We start from the raw sequence: 14,291 nt of genomic DNA on the forward strand, positions 1-14,291 counted from the left end.
CCAGACAGGACAACAGGAGAGCCTCCATGCCTCTGAAGATTATTGCGTCCACCTGTACGGGATGCTCGGCCTGCGAACCCGAATGCCCCAATGTCGCGATCAGCGAGAAAGGCGGCGTGTTCGCGATCGACCCCAAGAAATGCACCGAATGCGAAGGCCACTTCGACGACCCGCAGTGCGTCGCCGTGTGTCCCGTGGACGGCTGCATCGTTCAGGTTTGAGTCTGGCTCGTGGCCGGGCCGGCCATTCATCCATCAGGAGACTACGCATCATGCTGTCCAACGTAACTGTTACGAGCGCCGCCGAGAAGTTCATGCGTCGTATCGTGCGCTTTTCGGGCCTGCCGGCTGGCGCCGGCTTTCGTCTGGTGGTGAGCGCCGGCGGCTGTTCCGGCTATACCGCGGAATTCACCGCCGAGCCGGCGCTTCAACCAGGCGAACAGGAACTCGACGTCAACGGCCTGCGCGTATTCCTGCCGGCTGAGAGCCGGCTGATGCTCGAAGGCATAACGATCGATTTCGCCGACACGCCAAGCCAGTCCGGCTTGATCTTCTTCAATCCGAACCAGGCGGCTTGTGGTTGCAGCAGCAGTGCGGAGTCGGCGCCGCCGGGCGTGGCGACCATCGATGTCAGCGCGATTGGCCGCGGGCGGCCGCCGCTGCCGCGTCAGATCTCCTGAAGAGGAGCGATGGCGATGGAGGCCGGCGACCGTGCCCTCGACGACGCAATGACCGCATTTGCGCAGAGCGCGATTGGCGGCGGCTTGCCGTCGGGCGTCAATGCATTGATCGCCGAGGCGGGTCGGTTGGGCGAGCGCCCTGACGAGGCGCTCGCGCTGTTGCAACGCGCCCGCGCCGCCGCGCCGCGCCATCCGGTGCCGTTGATCGCGCTCTACCGCTTTTACTTCTACGGCCATCAATTGGCACAGGCGCGTGCGATCGGCGAAGACGCGCTGGCGGTCGCCCGCACCGCGCTGGGCTCAGATTTCGGCGACGAACCGCTTGCGGCCGCGATCGTGACCACGCGATATGACGCGGCCGCGCGTTTTTATCTGTTCACGCTGAAGGGCCTCGCGTACCTCAACATGCGTCTCGGCGACTTTGAAGAAGCGCGCATGCGACTGCGCGAATTGCGGCGGCTCGATCCCCAAGACCGGGTGGGGGGCGCGCTGCTTTCGCAGGTCTTGGATCGTCATGAGACCGGCGTCGGGTCCGACGATGCAATGGATGCGCTGAGTGCGTATCCGACGCGCGGCTGGACGGGGACGCAACCATGAGCGTACAGAAAGTGCGCGTACGAGGCGGCGACATTGCACCGCGCCACTGGCAGGGCGCCCCGCTCGACTGCGCCGGCTGCGGGTACGTGCGGTTCCGCGAGTTGCCGGCGGAGCACGGTTGCGGGCCAGGTCACGCGTGCATGCAGGATGCGTACGCGCGCCGCATCGAGCGCTTCTTTCACTGGCATCCTGAACTGGCCAACGAGCAGCTTGCGCATCCGTACTTCGAGGTGCGTGAAATCGCCGCGAGTCACGCCGATGTGTTTTGTCTGCCCGCATTGCTCGGCGACCCGGACGAGATGGTCCGGCTGCAGCTCGCGTTGCGATTGCCGCAGGCGCAACTGGCGCGCCTGATCCACGATCCGCATCGCGAGGTGCGGATTCGCGTGGCGCAGCGCCTGTCGCCTGCTGCATTGGTCGGCATGCGGGGCGTTTCCGACTACGGCGTGCGCGAATGGGTGGCGCAGCGTCTGCCGCTCGCGCTGCTGCCGCAGATGATCGGCGACCCTGATCGCGTAGTCCGGATGCGGCTGGCCGAGCGTCTTGAGATGCCCGCGCTGCTGCGTATTGCCGACGACAGCGAGGCCGAGGTACGCCGCATCGTCGCCGAGCGTCTGCCCGCGACGCTGCTATCGCGCCTCGCGTTCGATCCCGATTGGCGAGTGCGCTGGGAAGTCGCGCGGCGCGCCGCTGGCGAAATCGTGGCGTCGCTGGTGGATGACGCGGACGAAGAGGTGCGCGCGCTCGCGCGGCAGCGCCGGCAGTCGGGCGAGGTCGCCAACCTGATGACCACCGGACAGACGCAACGATCAGCAGGAGTGAAGCATGGCTGACATCAACCGCGACGACGACCTGATCGAGGTCGCGTTTCCCCCGCGCTTCAACTACGGCGAGCGCGTGATCGCACGCGCGGTGATCCGCAACGACGGCACCTACAACGGCAAGGACATCGGCGAAGTGCTGGTGAACAAGGGCGAGATCGGCTACGTCACCAGCATCGACACCTTCCTTCAGCAGTTCTATGTCTACGCGGTGGATTTCGTCGAGAGCGGCCACCGTGTCGGCATGCGCGCGAAAGAGCTATGCACGCTCGACAACCTGCCGGACGACGTGCTGCAAGGCTTGGGCGAGCGGGCCGAAGCGCTGCACAAGATCGGCACGCGGGTCCAGCCGGAAACGTCGCAACCGCAGGAGCCGTCAGCATGAGTATCGAACCGGTTCAGCCTGCTTATCAGTGGGGCATGCGCGTGATCGCGCTGGATGACCTGTGCAACGACGGCAGCTTTCCGGAGCGCGGCCAGGACGATTGTCTGGCCGAGGCGGGTACGGTCGGCGAAATCGTCAACGTCGGCCAGGTGGTTGAGAGCGGCGAGCCGGTCTATCTGGTGGAGTTCGGCAACTGTGTCGTCGGATGCACGGAGAATGAAATTGCGCCCGCACCCGCCGGCCTGCTACCCGAAGAAGGAGCCATGTCATGACGGTTCAGGCGAGCGCGCCAGAAGCGGCGGCGCCGCGCGACGGTTTGCGCGCGGGCCACCCGTTCGACCTGACCCAGCGCCAGATCGAGCAAGCGTTGCGCGAGCGTACCCGCTACCGCTATGTGCTGCCGCGCGTGCTGCGCGATGGGCAGGAGTTCCGTGTCGAGAGCCCGTGCTGCTCCCGCAATGTCGACGCGAATGGCGGGCTGATCGACATAGCCTGGCTCACGCGCGATGAAGACGGTATGTGGCACCTGAGCGCGCGCGATCATGCGTCGCACCGATGGATGCCCCAGCATGAGAGCACCGATCTGGCCGAGCTGCTGGACACGCTGTGCATCGATCGCGAATGCGTGTTCTGGCCGTGAAGCAAACTAACGGAGCCGGGCGACGATCTATCTCGGCCACAACGCGACCATGCCGCCAGCCTCCGCCGTGGCAGGCGATGCTGTCCATCCTGACGGATGTGTGGGGCAACGCGTCGTCGCAGCATGCCGTCGGGCAGCAGGCGAAGGGCACGCTCGCTGCGGCCCGCGCGACGATCGCGCGAGCGCTCGGTTGCAAGCCCGCAGAGTTGATCTTCGCCAGTGGCGCCACCGAAGCCAATCACCTGGCCGTGTGCGGGCTGCACGCGGCGGCGCCGGAGGGCCGGCACCGTGGCGTATTCAGCGCGATCGAACATGCAGCGCACCTGAAGCTGGCGCGTGCGCTGGCTGCACGCAGCGTTGCGGTCGACTACATCGCCGTGCGGCCCGACGTGACGCTGGACCTCGACAGCGCCGCCGGGCTGATTGGACCTGATGTCGCGGTAGTCTCGCTGATGGCGGCCCACAACGAGACGGGCGTATTGATGCCGGTCGCCGAAGTACGCGATCTCGTGCACTCGGCCGGCGCGCGCACCGCGCTGCGTGACGCACTGGAGCGGGGGCTGCGGTGCGCGCTGCCGGCCGTCCACGTGTTTTCGGCGCAGGCACCGCGTCTGCCCGGCACCAGCTACCTGCGCTTCGGCGAGCTTCCCGCCGAGGTCGTGTTGCAGCGGCTCGAGCTGCTGGGCGTTGCCGCGTCGTCAGGCTCGGCTGGCGGCAGCGAGCCGTCGCACGTGCTCACCGCGATGGGTGTGCCGCGCGATGAGGCGCGGGCGGCGGTGCGGCTGTCGCTCAGCGAAATCACTACGGCGCAGGACATTGAGTACGTGCTCGCCCATCTGCCGCCGTTGCTTCGTCCCCTGCTGGAGGAAGCAGCGCATCCCGCTTGAACCTGGTTTGAACCTGTCATCAATCTCCGGAGTCCGCAACCATGAAAGTCATGATCCGCAAGGACAGCAAGGGCGCGCTGAGCGCCTACGTGCCAAAGAAGGACCTGGAAGAGCCCATTGTCGCGATGGCGCAGCCCGGGATGTGGGGCGGTCTCGTCACGCTCGCGAACGGCTGGCAACTCGAATTGCCCGCGATGGCCGACGATACGCCGCTGCCCATCACGGTCGAAGCGCGACGCATTGCTGGCGTGGAGGAGTGAGATGAGCCTGAACGCCGAGCAATTGGACTTCGCGGCGGACCTGCTCCGCACGGCACCGACGCTACGCGACGCCGCTGCGCAATGGCACGAACGTTATCCCGAGGTGCGCACAATGCATGTCAGCGCAACGGTGATGCGCGACGAGACAGCAGCGCTTCGGTTCGGTGTGCGCAGTATCTATTTCGCGATGTCGGCCGGGCATTGCAGGTCCATCACGCAGCGGCCTGAAGAGGCCGATGCGTTGATCCTGACCGAGGACAAGGCGCATGGAAATCGATGAGATCGCGCTGAGCGAACCGGCTTGCGCGGCGCGCGAGATCGATCTCGTCAACGCGGTGCTGCAATCCTCGCGTTGGAGCGACGGGCCGATGCTTGATTCGTTCGAGCGCGCGTTTGCGGGCTGGGTTGGCCGGGAGTATGCGGTCGCGGTCGCGAGCGGCACGCTCGCCACCTGGATTGCGTTGCGCGCGACGGGGATCGGCCCGGGAGACGAGGTGGTCTGCGCGTCGCACGCCTGGCATCAGGTGGCGCAGGCGATCACGCTGGCGGGAGCCGTGCCGGTGTTCGCCGACATCGACTACTGGAGCGGTTGTCTGAGCGCCGAAAAAGCCGCGCAGAAGATCGGCCCTCGCACGCGCGCGATCCTCGCCGGCAATACCAACGGCCACCCGGCCGCGTGGGCGCTGCTGCGCGAGCTGGCCGACGCGCAGCGCTTGCGGCTGATCGAAGACAGTACTGAGGCGTTGGGCTCGCGCTACCGGGGCCGCAACGTCGGCTGTTTCGGCGATGTATCAGTGTTCGACTTCTCCAGCCCGTCCGCGCTATGCACAGGAGCGGGCGGCATGCTCGTCACCGACGATGACGAACTTGTCCATGAACTGCGCTATCTGCGCGAGCGGCGCGTCACGGACCGCGCGTCCGTCTCGGTCGGCTCGTGGGTGCCGCTGCAGGCGGGCATCAGTGATCTGACCGCCGCGCTCGGTCTCGCGCAACTGGCCGAACTCGACACGCGCCTCGCGCAGCGAAAGCAGGTCGAGACCTGGTATCACGAAGAGATGCAAAGCTTCGAAGGGATCAAGCCGGCCTACGTGGCCGAGGACGTCGAAGAAGTGCACTGGATGCTCTATGTTGTGCATTTGGGCAAGCGTTTTACGCAGAGCGCGCGCGCCCAGATGATCGACGACATGAAATCTTGCGGCATTGAGACGGTGGCCTACAGCCATCCGCTGCATCAGCAGTTCCACTACATGAACGCGGGCGATGCGATCGGCCGCAAGAGCGGCCTGTTGCCCGACACCGAGCGCATCGGCGATCGCGCGCTGGCGCTGCCGCTGCACACGCTGCTCGACACGGACCAGGTCAAGTACATCGTCAAGACGCTGAAAGACACCGCGACCAACGTGGGCGCCGGCGCCGCCATTTATCTGTGAGGCGCACTCCATGACCGTTTCAGTCCAGACCATCGCCGAACGCCTGTGTGCGGGCGGCGTCATTCCGTACCTGGGACCAGCGCTGCTCGCGCTGTGCCCCGATACGGCCGTCCCTGCCACGCCGCTCGCGCTCGCCGAAATCATCACGGCCAAGGTCAGCGTGCTGCACAAGATCCGCACCCAGCTGACCCAGGCGGCGCAGTTCATCGAAAACTTCAAGCATCGCAAGTCGCTGGTGAGCGTCATGAATGAGGCCTTCGCCATGACGCCGACGCCGTCGGCACTGCATTGCGCGCTGGCGACGATCGGCGCCGGGCTGGTTGTCGACAGCTGGTACGACGACACCTTCGCCTGCGCGCTGGCGCAGGCGCGGCCGCAGGGCGGCTGGGCGCAGTTGCAGGGGCTGTCGCAGGCCGAGCATTTCGGCCATTGGTTCGCGGCCTATAGCGCAGACGGCGCGTTGCTGGATGACGTGCCGGCCTCGGGCGCGCTGCTCTACAAGCCGATCGGCGGCCATGCGCCGGCCTCTAACTACCTGGTCTCTGAAAGCGACTTCGTCGAAGCCATGACCGAGATCGATATCCAGACGCCCATTCCGCCCGCCGTGCAGGCGTGGCGCAGCGGTCGCAGTTTTTTGTTTCTGGGCTGCCGTTTCGATGACCAGCTCACACGCAGTTTCGCGCGCCAGATCATGAAGCGCTCCTCCGACGTGCACTGGGCCGTGCTGCCCGACGAACCGACGCGTATGGAGGCGCGCTTTCTCGAAGAGCAGGGCATCACGTGCATCGCGATGCCGCTGGGCGGGTTCGCCGAAGCGTTGGTGGATGCCTTGCAACCCGCACTGGCCGCGTGAAGCGTGGCCGCTATCCATCGTTCTTTATCCGTAGCCTTTTATCAAGATCGCCATCATGACCACACTGACCGTACTGCCTTCGGGCAAGACCTACGACGTTGCCGCCGGCGCGACCCTGCTGCAGGCACTGCTCGCCGTAGGCGAGAGCATCGAGCACAAGTGCAACGGCAAGGCCGATTGCGGATCTTGCCACCTGTTCGTGCAGGAAGGGCGCAAGAGCCTGTCGAAGATCCAGCGGCTCGAAAGCGACAAGCTCGATAGGCTCGTCGGCATCGGCTCCAAGTTGCGCCTCGCCTGTCAAGCCGTGCTGGCCGAAGAGCCGGTGACCATCGAACTGCTGACTTCGTCTGAGCGGCGAGATGACCGCGGTCGAATCGCTGGTGGTCGACGTGGCCATCGTCGGCGCGGGTCTAGGCGGCCTCGCGCTGGCGCGCGTACTGCATGCGCAGGACGTTTCCGTCGTGGTCATCGAAGCGCGCGAGGGCGGCCGTGCTGACGCAATGTTGCGAAGCCACCGGCCAGACGCTGGGCCTCGTTCCGGCCTGGTTCTGGCCCGATGCGGAGCCGCCCATCACCGCGCTGCTCGACGAACTCGAACTGGGTATGCCGAGCGTGCGGCAGCACGACCCCGGCGATGCGCTTTGGCTCACCGACCCGAACCGCGAACCGCAGCGGCGCGAGGGGCCGCTTGGGACGCATGCCGGGGCGCGCCGCATCGCAGGCGGGACGGCGCGTCTGGTCGATACGCAGGCTGCCGCGCTTCCGGCAGCCTGCGTGCGGACCGGCAGCGCGTTGCTGATGCTGCGTGACCGCGGCGCCTAGCTTGAACTGCAAACCGGAAGTAGCGCTGCGACGCGCGTGCTGCGTGCCCGCCGGGCGGTACTCGCGTTGCCGCAGCGGCTGGTGGCGGCGCATGTCAGGTTCGATCCGCCGCTGCCCGCGCTGTTTGCTGACGCGCTCGCGGCCACACCGACCCTGCTGAGCGCGGCGCTGGCGTTCAACAACACGTCCTGCGCGTTGTCGAGCTTCCCTGACGAGCACCAGCCGGACGCGGCGCTGCTATGTGCGATCGCGCTCGAATTGAACGGGCGTCTCGTGCATGCCTGTCCGGACATCGATCCTGCGGCGGTGCCGGCATGACCCGCAGCGCCGCTATCGAAACCAGCGCGCGGCTGGCGATCATCGAGCAGGCCGACACGGCGGCGATGAGCCTGACCGAAGGCGTGGATCCGGGTAGCGTCGAGATACGGGCAGATGCCCTTCGCGCGTTCCAGCAGGCTGTCGGCGGTGGCCTGATCCAGCGTGCCGGCCATGAAGACGGTGAGACTGAGTGCCATCCCGTAGGCGCCCTCGAGGTTCATATACATCGACAGCGCGATTCCCCGTTGGGCTCAGCGCAGCAGCTTGCGGCGCTCGGCCGGCGAATAGTTGCTGAGGTGCCCTTCGCGCGCCGCCTGACGCCGCGCGCGGGAGATGATCGCGCGGCTCTTGCCGGGCGAGGCCGGCGCGCTGACCTGCTTGTCCAGCGCGGTGCCGCCGCATTGCGGGCAGACGGGCGTGTGGCCGGCGCGCACCAGCGTTTCGAATGCGCGGCCGCAGGCCGCGCAGCGGTAGTCGTACAGGGGCATAGTGATCAGATCTCCGTTTCAGGTGGATGGGGCGCAGCGGATCGCCCGTTGGTGCGAGCTGTGGTCCGTCATTGCGGCGCAGCCTTCGTGCGGCATGTCCGGGGCAGGTGCGTGCGCGCCGAGCCCGATCCAGGTGTGCACCAGGGCCGCATTGAAGCCGACCATGCGGCGCTCGTCGCATTGCATCTGCGGCCGGCGGATCAGCAGCGGCTCGGCCAGCAACAGCGCCAGCGCGACATTGGCGTCGATCGTTTCCGGCACCACTTCGCTCGACTTGATGCGCGGTGCCGCGCGGTAGAACCTCTCGCTGACCGGCCGCGGCGCCATGAAGGCCCGCAGCGTGCGGCCGTCCAGAGCCAGCTCAGTAGGTTGCGCGCGTCGAGTGTGTGGCCTGCTATGCGCAGCAGCGCTTTCTGGCGCGCATTGCCGGAGCAGCCGGGTCTTTGGGTGAGGTGGGCCATTGCCGGGGTTCTCAGGTTTGACGCAGCAGTTGCAGGCAGTCGAGGCTGGCCGCCATGTCGATGGCAGTGAAGTCGTCCTGATAACGCACAGCCGGATCGGCGCCCAGCCCGAGCAGCGTGCGCACTTAACAACGGAACGGGACACTAGCTGCGCTCGCTAGAACTTCATCCCGACGCCTATTCCCAGTACCAGTGGGTCGATGTCCAGCCGGCCCAACGAACTATCGCCGACCGAGGCGTCCGTGTGCATCCAGATCTTCTTGATATCCGCGTTGAGAAAGACGGTCTTCGTGATCTGCACGTCGACGCCAGCCTGCACCGCCGGACCGAAGCTGCTGCGTGACACCTGGATGCCTTCGGAGCCCGCGCTCAGGCCGTCGTTGTAGAAGTACGTGTAGTTGACCCCCGCGCCGACATACGGTCGGATCATGCCAGCATGGTTGAAGTGATATTGCAGCAGCAGCGTCGGTGGCAGCACGTTCACGCCACCTAGATCGCCGAGGCCAGACGTCACGTGGTGCCGCGAGGTGGCGAGAATCAGCTCGATGCCGATCGCGTCGCGGATCATATAGGTCAGGTCCAACTCCGGCACGAGTGCGTTATTGACACCCACGCCGAGCGACGACAACGTGCCGCTGGTGTGTACTTCGGGCTCGATCGAGATGGCACGCAGACGCACGAGCACGTCACCGGCGTGGATCCCATCCGCCGGCACCTCGCCTGCCATCGTGCTTCCGTTCGCGCTTACGTCATCCGCGTATGCCAGCACTTCGAACAAACCGGTAGTGCACAGGCTTGCCACGATCATGACGGCCTTAATCATGTGCTTCATCGCTTTCCCCTTGTTGACGTATGCGGGGAATTGTCGACGCGCAAATCAGGGCTGCCCTTGCGCAGGATCAACCGGTCCCGATCCCGAAGTCAAGATGCGACATCGGGTCACGCGTAGGAATGTCGAGATAGCGGGAGCCTTGAGGCCGGACTATTGGCCTTCAACCGCATTGACTGGTACCCAAGATGTTTCTCGCACCCGGAGACACCGATTTCGCAGCCATTGCCGGACTGGCTGCAGCCGCCGAACGGCACGCAGATCACTCTGCTACTTCTGCGCATGCAACAAGGTCATTACGCACGACCATGGCTGCAGCGCTAGATATCTGAGCTACCTCGTTCGTGAGATGGACCCGGTCGCGTCACATCTCGTACCTGACCGGCGAACCGTGCAGCTGCATCTGGGAGATGGAACGCCGACCTTCTTCCCTGTTGCCGAACTCGAAGAGCTTGTCTAGCAACGGCAGAACCGCTTCGCGTTCTCGATCGACGCAGAACTTGCCATCGAAATTGATCCGCGAACCGTCAGCACCAAAACGCTTTCACCACTCGCGCGCCTCGGCTTCAACCGAGCGAGCTTCGGCGTACAGGACTTTGCTACCGACGTTCAGCAGGCTGTCAATCGCATCCAGCCACTCGGTGTGGTGAAACGCGCACTCAGCGGCGCACGCGATGCGGGATTTCTCTCAATTAACGTCGACCTGATCTACGGTTTGTCGCAGCAGACTGTCGCCTGATTTAGCCCGCGCACTGCGTCAGTGCACCGCACCCCGCCGCTTTGTTCGTCCTTGATCGACATCAATCACAAAGCTGGCCGGTTGTCGGACCATGATGCTGCGAGTGTGATGCCGCATGCGTCAAGCCAGCTTCAGGTCAAAAGTGCCACAACCCGGACTTAACCACTATGACAGACAGAAAAGCCTTAAGGAAACGGTCGATAGCCATCGTCACGACATTGAGCGCCTGTCTATCGGGATGTGATCTGACTGTGCTTGATCCAAAAGGGAGCGTCGGCGCGGCCGAGAAGTCGCTGATCGCCACCGCCACGTGGGCGATGCTGATCGTCGTGATCCCGGTGATCCTGCTGACGCTGTTCTTCGCGTGGCGCTACCGTGCGTCGAACCGTCATGCGATCTACGCACCCAAATGGTCGCACTCGACGGCGATCGAGATCGTCGTCTGGACTATCCCCGCCCTGATCATCCTGTACCTCGGTATCCTGACGTGGCGCACCACACATGAGCTCGACCCGTACCGGCCGCTGCAGTCGAGCGTGAAACCGATCGACGTCGAGGTGGTCGCGCTCGACTGGAAGTGGCTCTTCATCTACCCGGACCTCGGCATTGCGTCGGTGAACCAGCTCGCCGTGCCAGTCGATACGCCGGTGAATTTCCGGATCACGTCGGACTCGGTGATGAACTCATTCTTCATCCCGCAACTCGGCACCCAGGTGTATGCAATGGTCGGCATGCAGACCCGGCTGCACCTGATCGCGGATGCACCGGGAAATTTCGAAGGCATGTCCGCCAACTTCAGCGGCAAGGGATTCGCCGACATGAAGTTCCGCACGCTCGCGACGAGCGCCACCGACTTCGACGCATGGGTGCGGAAGGTCAAGGCTTCGCCGGACCGCCTGAGCATGGACGAATACGCCGAAGTCGCGAAGCCGAGCGAGAAGCAGTCGGTACGCTACTTCTCATCGATCGACCAGTACCTGTTCCGCAACATCGTTGCCCGATACAACAACGGCAACGTCACGGCCTTCCGCGACGCCGCCTGTCGCACGCAGACCACGGAGTAAGCCATGTTTGGAAAACTCACGCCCGGCGCGATTCCGTTCGATCAGCCGGTCATCATGGGCGCGGCCGCGTTCATGGCGCTCATCGTGCTGGCGGTCATCGTCACGCTCACGAAGCTCGGCCGCTGGAAGTGGCTCTGGACCGAGTGGCTGACAAGCGTCGATCACAAGAAGATCGGCATCATGTACATCATCGTCGCGGTGCTGATGCTCGTGCGCGGTTTTGTCGACGCCGTAATGATGCGGCTTCAGCTCGCGATCGCGTTTCACGGCCCCGGTTACCTGCCGCCGCACCACTACGACCAGATATTCACCGCGCACGGTGTCATCATGATCTTCTTCATGGCGATGGCGCTGATGGTCGGCCTCTTCAATCTTGTCGTGCCGCTGCAGATCGGCGCGCGCGACGTCGCCTTCCCGTTCCTGAATTCGCTGAGCTTCTGGATGACGGCGATCAGCGCGATCCTGATCAATCTGTCGCTCGTGATCGGCGAGTTCGCGCAGGTCGGCTGGCTCGCGTATCCACCTCTGTCGGAGCTGCAGTTCAGTCCCGGCGTCGGGGTCGACTACTACATCTGGAGTCTGCAGCTCTCCGGCGTCGGTACGCTGATTACCGCGATCAACTTCTTCGTGACGATCGTCAAGCTGCGCGCGCCCGGCATGACGCTGATGAAGATGCCGGTGTTCACGTGGACCGCGCTGTGCTCGAACGTGCTGATCATGGCAACGTTCCCGATCCTAACCGTGACGCTCGCACTGCTCGGCCTCGACCGCTACGCAGGCATGCACTTTTTCACAAATGAGCTCGGCGGAAACGCGATGCTGTACCTGAACCTGATCTGGGCGTGGGGCCACCCGGAGGTGTACATCCTCGTGCTGCCCGCGTTCGGCATCTACTCGGAAGTGATCGCGACCTTCGCGAAGAAACCGCTGTTTGGCTACAGAACGATGGTCTACGCGTCGTGCGCGATCACGGTGCTCGCATTCCTCGTGTGGGCGCACCACTTCTTCACGATGGGTTCCGGCGCGGACGTTAACGCGTTCTTCGGCATTATGACGATGGTCATCGCGATCCCCACGGGCGTGAAAATCTTCAACTGGCTGTTCACGATGTACCGCGGTCGCATCGAGTTCACCGCACCCGTGCTGTGGACGATCGGCTTCATGGTCACGTTCACGATCGGCGGCATGACGGGCGTGATGATGGCGATCCCGGGCGCGGACTTCGTGCTGCACAACAGCCTGTTCCTGATCGCGCACTTTCACAACGCGATCATAGGCGGCGTCGTGTTCGGCTATCTCGCAGGCTTCCATTACTGGTTCCCGAAGGCGTTCGGCATCAAGCTTAACGAGAAGCTCGGCAAGCGGGCGTTCTGGTGCTGGTTCGTCGGTTTCTACGTGTCGTTCGTGCCGCTCTACGTGCTCGGCTTCATGGGCATGACCCGGCGCCTGAATCACTACGACAATCCGACCTGGCATCCTTGGCTGTTCGTCGCCGCATGCGGCGTGGTGCTGATCGCACTCGGTGTCGTGCACCAGATCGCCCAGGTCGTCGTGAGCGTGATCCATCGCAACGAGCCGGAATACGGCGACCCGACGGGCGACCCGTGGAACGGCCGCACGCTCGAATGGGCCACCGCGTCGCCGCCCGCTGTCTACAACTTCGCGCGCATACCGGTCGTCCACCAGCTCGACGCGTTCGCGCACATGAAGGAAAGCGGCGCAGCAAATGCCGCACTGGCGCATTACGAGGACATCCACCTACCGTCGAACACCGCGGACGGGTTCCTGATCGGCGCATTCAGCCTCGTGCTCGGCTTCGCCGGCGTCTGGCACATCACGTGGCTCGCCGTGCTGGCCTTCGTCGCGATCGTCGCCGCGCTGATCGCGCGTAGCTTCCGCGACGACCATGGCTACGTGATTCCGGCCTCGCGCGTGCGCGAAATCGAAGCACGACGCGGCAGCGCACCCACCCCGGCCGACCTTGAATTACCCGAATCCGCGGAGACCTGATCCATGACGCAATCTGCATTACTCGTCCATCACGGCAGGTCGAGCGCTGACCACGGCCCAACGCCCACCGTGTTCGGCTTCTGGCTGTACCTGATGACCGACTGCATGCTGTTCGCGTCGCTGTTCGCCGTGTTCGCCGTAATGGCGCACCAGTTCGCGGGTGGCGCGTCCGGACGGGACCTGTTCGACATCCCGGGTGTCGCATTTGAAACTGGCGCGCTGCTGCTGAGCAGCACCACCTACGGCTTCGCGATGCTCGGCGCGCAGCGCCAAGGGCGTGGTGCCGTGATCGGCTGGCTCCTCGTGACGTTCGTGCTTGGCGCGCTATTCCTCGCGTTCGAGCTGCGCGAGTTCTCGCACCTGGTCGCCGACGGTGCTGGGCCCAGTCGCAGCGCCTTCCTGTCGTCGTTCTTCACGCTGGTTGGCACCCACGGCCTGCACGTGACAGCCGGCCTCGTCTGGATGGCCGTGCTCGTCGTGCATGTCGTCCGCTCGCCTGAACTGTCCGGTCGCGACCTCACGAGTCTGACATGCCTGAGCCTCTTCTGGCACTTCCTCGACATCGTGTGGATCTGCGTGTTTTCGTTTGTCTATCTCGGGAGCATGCTCTAAATGGTCCATTCACACTCGACGTCCACGACCGCCTCGCGTGGTGACGTCGCCGGTTATATCACCGGTTTCGTGCTTGCCGTGGCGCTGACTGCTGGCTCATTCTCGATCGTCACGCAACGGTTGCTGCCGTCCGGCTCCGCGATTATGGCGCTCGCGTTGCTGGCGTTCGTGCAGATCGTCGTGCAACTGGTGACGTTCCTGCATCTCGACCTGTCGCGCGGCCAGCGCTGGAACGTGCTGGCGTTATGCTACACCGCGCTCGCCGCGCTGTTCCTGATCTTCGGCACGATCTGGGTGATGCACAATGTCAGCATGAACATGATGTCGCGCTGACTCGCCACCAGCGCGAAACTGTCTGGTCATATCATCGCGGATACGGCATGCAGCCGTCGGCCG

20 protein-coding genes and 3 pseudogenes are annotated in these 14,291 nt (G+C 64.5%); 19 read left to right on the forward strand and 4 right to left on the reverse strand.

Going from position 1 to position 14,291, the window contains the following annotated elements; translation table 11 throughout:
• The first annotated feature begins 26 nt into the window (after nucleotides 1–26).
• From B0G77_RS38490 to B0G77_RS45035, 15 genes and pseudogenes are all read left to right on the forward strand, one after another.
• Nucleotides 27–221, forward strand: coding sequence for a 4Fe-4S binding protein (locus tag B0G77_RS38490; RefSeq protein ID WP_026226294.1), 195 nt, complete (start codon nucleotides 27–29; stop codon nucleotides 219–221).
• Between the two features lie 50 nt (nucleotides 222–271).
• A complete protein-coding gene (locus B0G77_RS38495; protein WP_133667155.1) occupies nucleotides 272–679 on the forward strand; it encodes an iron-sulfur cluster assembly accessory protein in 408 nt (135 codons plus the stop codon).
• Nucleotides 680–694: 15 nt separating this feature from the next.
• Nucleotides 695–1,276 carry a hypothetical protein gene (locus tag B0G77_RS38500; RefSeq protein WP_133667156.1) on the forward strand — a complete coding sequence of 194 codons (582 nt, stop codon included), beginning with the start codon at nucleotides 695–697 and terminating at the stop codon, nucleotides 1,274–1,276.
• Nucleotides 1,273–2,109 carry a 4Fe4S-binding leucine-rich repeat protein gene (locus B0G77_RS38505; protein ID WP_133667157.1) on the forward strand — a complete coding sequence of 279 codons (837 nt, stop codon included), beginning with the start codon at nucleotides 1,273–1,275 and terminating at the stop codon, nucleotides 2,107–2,109. The genes B0G77_RS38500 and B0G77_RS38505 overlap by 4 nt, the downstream gene beginning before the upstream one ends.
• Nucleotides 2,102–2,482, forward strand: coding sequence for a nitrogen fixation protein NifZ (locus B0G77_RS38510; RefSeq protein ID WP_133667158.1), 381 nt, complete (start codon nucleotides 2,102–2,104; stop codon nucleotides 2,480–2,482). The genes B0G77_RS38505 and B0G77_RS38510 overlap by 8 nt, the downstream gene beginning before the upstream one ends.
• Nucleotides 2,479–2,754, forward strand: coding sequence for a nitrogen fixation protein NifZ (locus B0G77_RS38515; RefSeq protein ID WP_027193759.1), 276 nt, complete (start codon nucleotides 2,479–2,481; stop codon nucleotides 2,752–2,754). Before B0G77_RS38510 ends, B0G77_RS38515 begins: the two co-directional genes overlap by 4 nt.
• Complete coding sequence (locus B0G77_RS38520) at nucleotides 2,751–3,122, forward strand: hypothetical protein (protein ID WP_133667159.1); 372 nt, start codon at nucleotides 2,751–2,753, stop codon at nucleotides 3,120–3,122. Before B0G77_RS38515 ends, B0G77_RS38520 begins: the two co-directional genes overlap by 4 nt.
• A 49-nt stretch (nucleotides 3,123–3,171) precedes the next feature.
• Nucleotides 3,172–4,009, forward strand: a pseudogene (locus B0G77_RS38525) (aminotransferase class V-fold PLP-dependent enzyme).
• 41 nt (nucleotides 4,010–4,050) lie between these two features.
• Nucleotides 4,051–4,269, forward strand: a complete 219-nt coding sequence (gene nifT, locus B0G77_RS38530) for a putative nitrogen fixation protein NifT (RefSeq protein WP_007177241.1) — start codon at nucleotides 4,051–4,053, stop codon at nucleotides 4,267–4,269.
• Between the two features lies 1 nt (nucleotide 4,270).
• Nucleotides 4,271–4,549, forward strand: coding sequence for a hypothetical protein (locus B0G77_RS38535; RefSeq protein ID WP_133667160.1), 279 nt, complete (start codon nucleotides 4,271–4,273; stop codon nucleotides 4,547–4,549).
• Entirely contained in the window at nucleotides 4,536–5,699 is a 1,164-nt protein-coding gene (locus B0G77_RS38540; protein WP_133667161.1) for a DegT/DnrJ/EryC1/StrS family aminotransferase, read from the forward strand. Before B0G77_RS38535 ends, B0G77_RS38540 begins: the two co-directional genes overlap by 14 nt.
• Nucleotides 5,700–5,709: 10 nt before the next feature.
• Nucleotides 5,710–6,552 carry an SIR2 family protein gene (locus B0G77_RS38545; RefSeq protein ID WP_133667162.1) on the forward strand — a complete coding sequence of 281 codons (843 nt, stop codon included), beginning with the start codon at nucleotides 5,710–5,712 and terminating at the stop codon, nucleotides 6,550–6,552.
• A 55-nt stretch (nucleotides 6,553–6,607) separates the two neighbouring features.
• Nucleotides 6,608–6,895, forward strand: a pseudogene (locus B0G77_RS38550) (2Fe-2S iron-sulfur cluster binding domain-containing protein); the annotation flags it as partial.
• A gap of 16 nt (nucleotides 6,896–6,911) precedes the next feature.
• Nucleotides 6,912–6,994: pseudogene (locus tag B0G77_RS45030) on the forward strand (hypothetical protein); the annotation flags it as partial.
• Nucleotides 6,994–7,374 (forward strand): hypothetical protein, encoded by a 381-nt coding sequence (locus B0G77_RS45035; protein WP_243751517.1) that lies wholly within the window; start codon nucleotides 6,994–6,996, stop codon nucleotides 7,372–7,374. The pseudogene B0G77_RS45030 and the gene B0G77_RS45035, both read left to right, overlap by 1 nt.
• On the opposite strand, the gene B0G77_RS45040 is transcribed toward B0G77_RS45035, so the two are convergent.
• From B0G77_RS45040 to B0G77_RS38575, 4 genes are all read right to left on the reverse strand, one after another.
• Nucleotides 7,371–7,919: a hypothetical protein gene (locus tag B0G77_RS45040; RefSeq protein WP_243751454.1), complete on the reverse strand. Its 549-nt coding sequence runs from the start codon at nucleotides 7,917–7,919 to the stop codon at nucleotides 7,371–7,373. The two genes, B0G77_RS45035 and B0G77_RS45040, sit on opposite strands and share 4 nt — an antisense overlap.
• 24 nt (nucleotides 7,920–7,943) lie before the next feature.
• A complete protein-coding gene (locus B0G77_RS38565; protein WP_133667164.1) occupies nucleotides 7,944–8,180 on the reverse strand; it encodes a zinc ribbon domain-containing protein in 237 nt (78 codons plus the stop codon).
• Nucleotides 8,181–8,198: 18 nt separating this feature from the next.
• Nucleotides 8,199–8,507, reverse strand: a complete 309-nt coding sequence (locus B0G77_RS38570; protein ID WP_243751455.1) for an ArsC/Spx/MgsR family protein — start codon at nucleotides 8,505–8,507, stop codon at nucleotides 8,199–8,201.
• A 291-nt stretch (nucleotides 8,508–8,798) separates the two neighbouring features.
• On the reverse strand, nucleotides 8,799–9,473 hold the full coding sequence (locus tag B0G77_RS38575) for an OmpW family outer membrane protein (protein ID WP_133667165.1): 675 nt from the start codon (nucleotides 9,471–9,473) through the stop codon (nucleotides 8,799–8,801).
• A 903-nt stretch (nucleotides 9,474–10,376) separates the two neighbouring features.
• Here B0G77_RS38575 and cyoA point away from each other — a divergent pair.
• The 4 genes from cyoA to cyoD are packed head-to-tail and all read left to right on the forward strand — an operon-like array spanning nucleotide 10,377 to nucleotide 14,228.
• Nucleotides 10,377–11,273, forward strand: coding sequence for a ubiquinol oxidase subunit II (gene cyoA / locus B0G77_RS38580; RefSeq protein WP_166656371.1), 897 nt, complete (start codon nucleotides 10,377–10,379; stop codon nucleotides 11,271–11,273).
• Nucleotides 11,274–11,276: 3 nt separating this feature from the next.
• Nucleotides 11,277–13,283 carry a cytochrome o ubiquinol oxidase subunit I gene (cyoB, locus tag B0G77_RS38585; protein WP_133667166.1) on the forward strand — a complete coding sequence of 669 codons (2,007 nt, stop codon included), beginning with the start codon at nucleotides 11,277–11,279 and terminating at the stop codon, nucleotides 13,281–13,283.
• Between the two features lie 3 nt (nucleotides 13,284–13,286).
• A complete protein-coding gene (gene cyoC / locus B0G77_RS38590) occupies nucleotides 13,287–13,895 on the forward strand; it encodes a cytochrome o ubiquinol oxidase subunit III (protein ID WP_121325258.1) in 609 nt (202 codons plus the stop codon).
• Nucleotides 13,896–14,228, forward strand: coding sequence for a cytochrome o ubiquinol oxidase subunit IV (gene cyoD / locus B0G77_RS38595; RefSeq protein ID WP_121325257.1), 333 nt, complete (start codon nucleotides 13,896–13,898; stop codon nucleotides 14,226–14,228). It abuts the gene before it with no gap.
• Nucleotides 14,229–14,291 lie beyond the last annotated feature (63 nt).

The sequence above is a fragment of the Paraburkholderia sp. BL10I2N1 genome (assembly GCF_004361815.1).
In the GTDB taxonomy this organism is placed as follows: domain Bacteria; phylum Pseudomonadota; class Gammaproteobacteria; order Burkholderiales; family Burkholderiaceae; genus Paraburkholderia.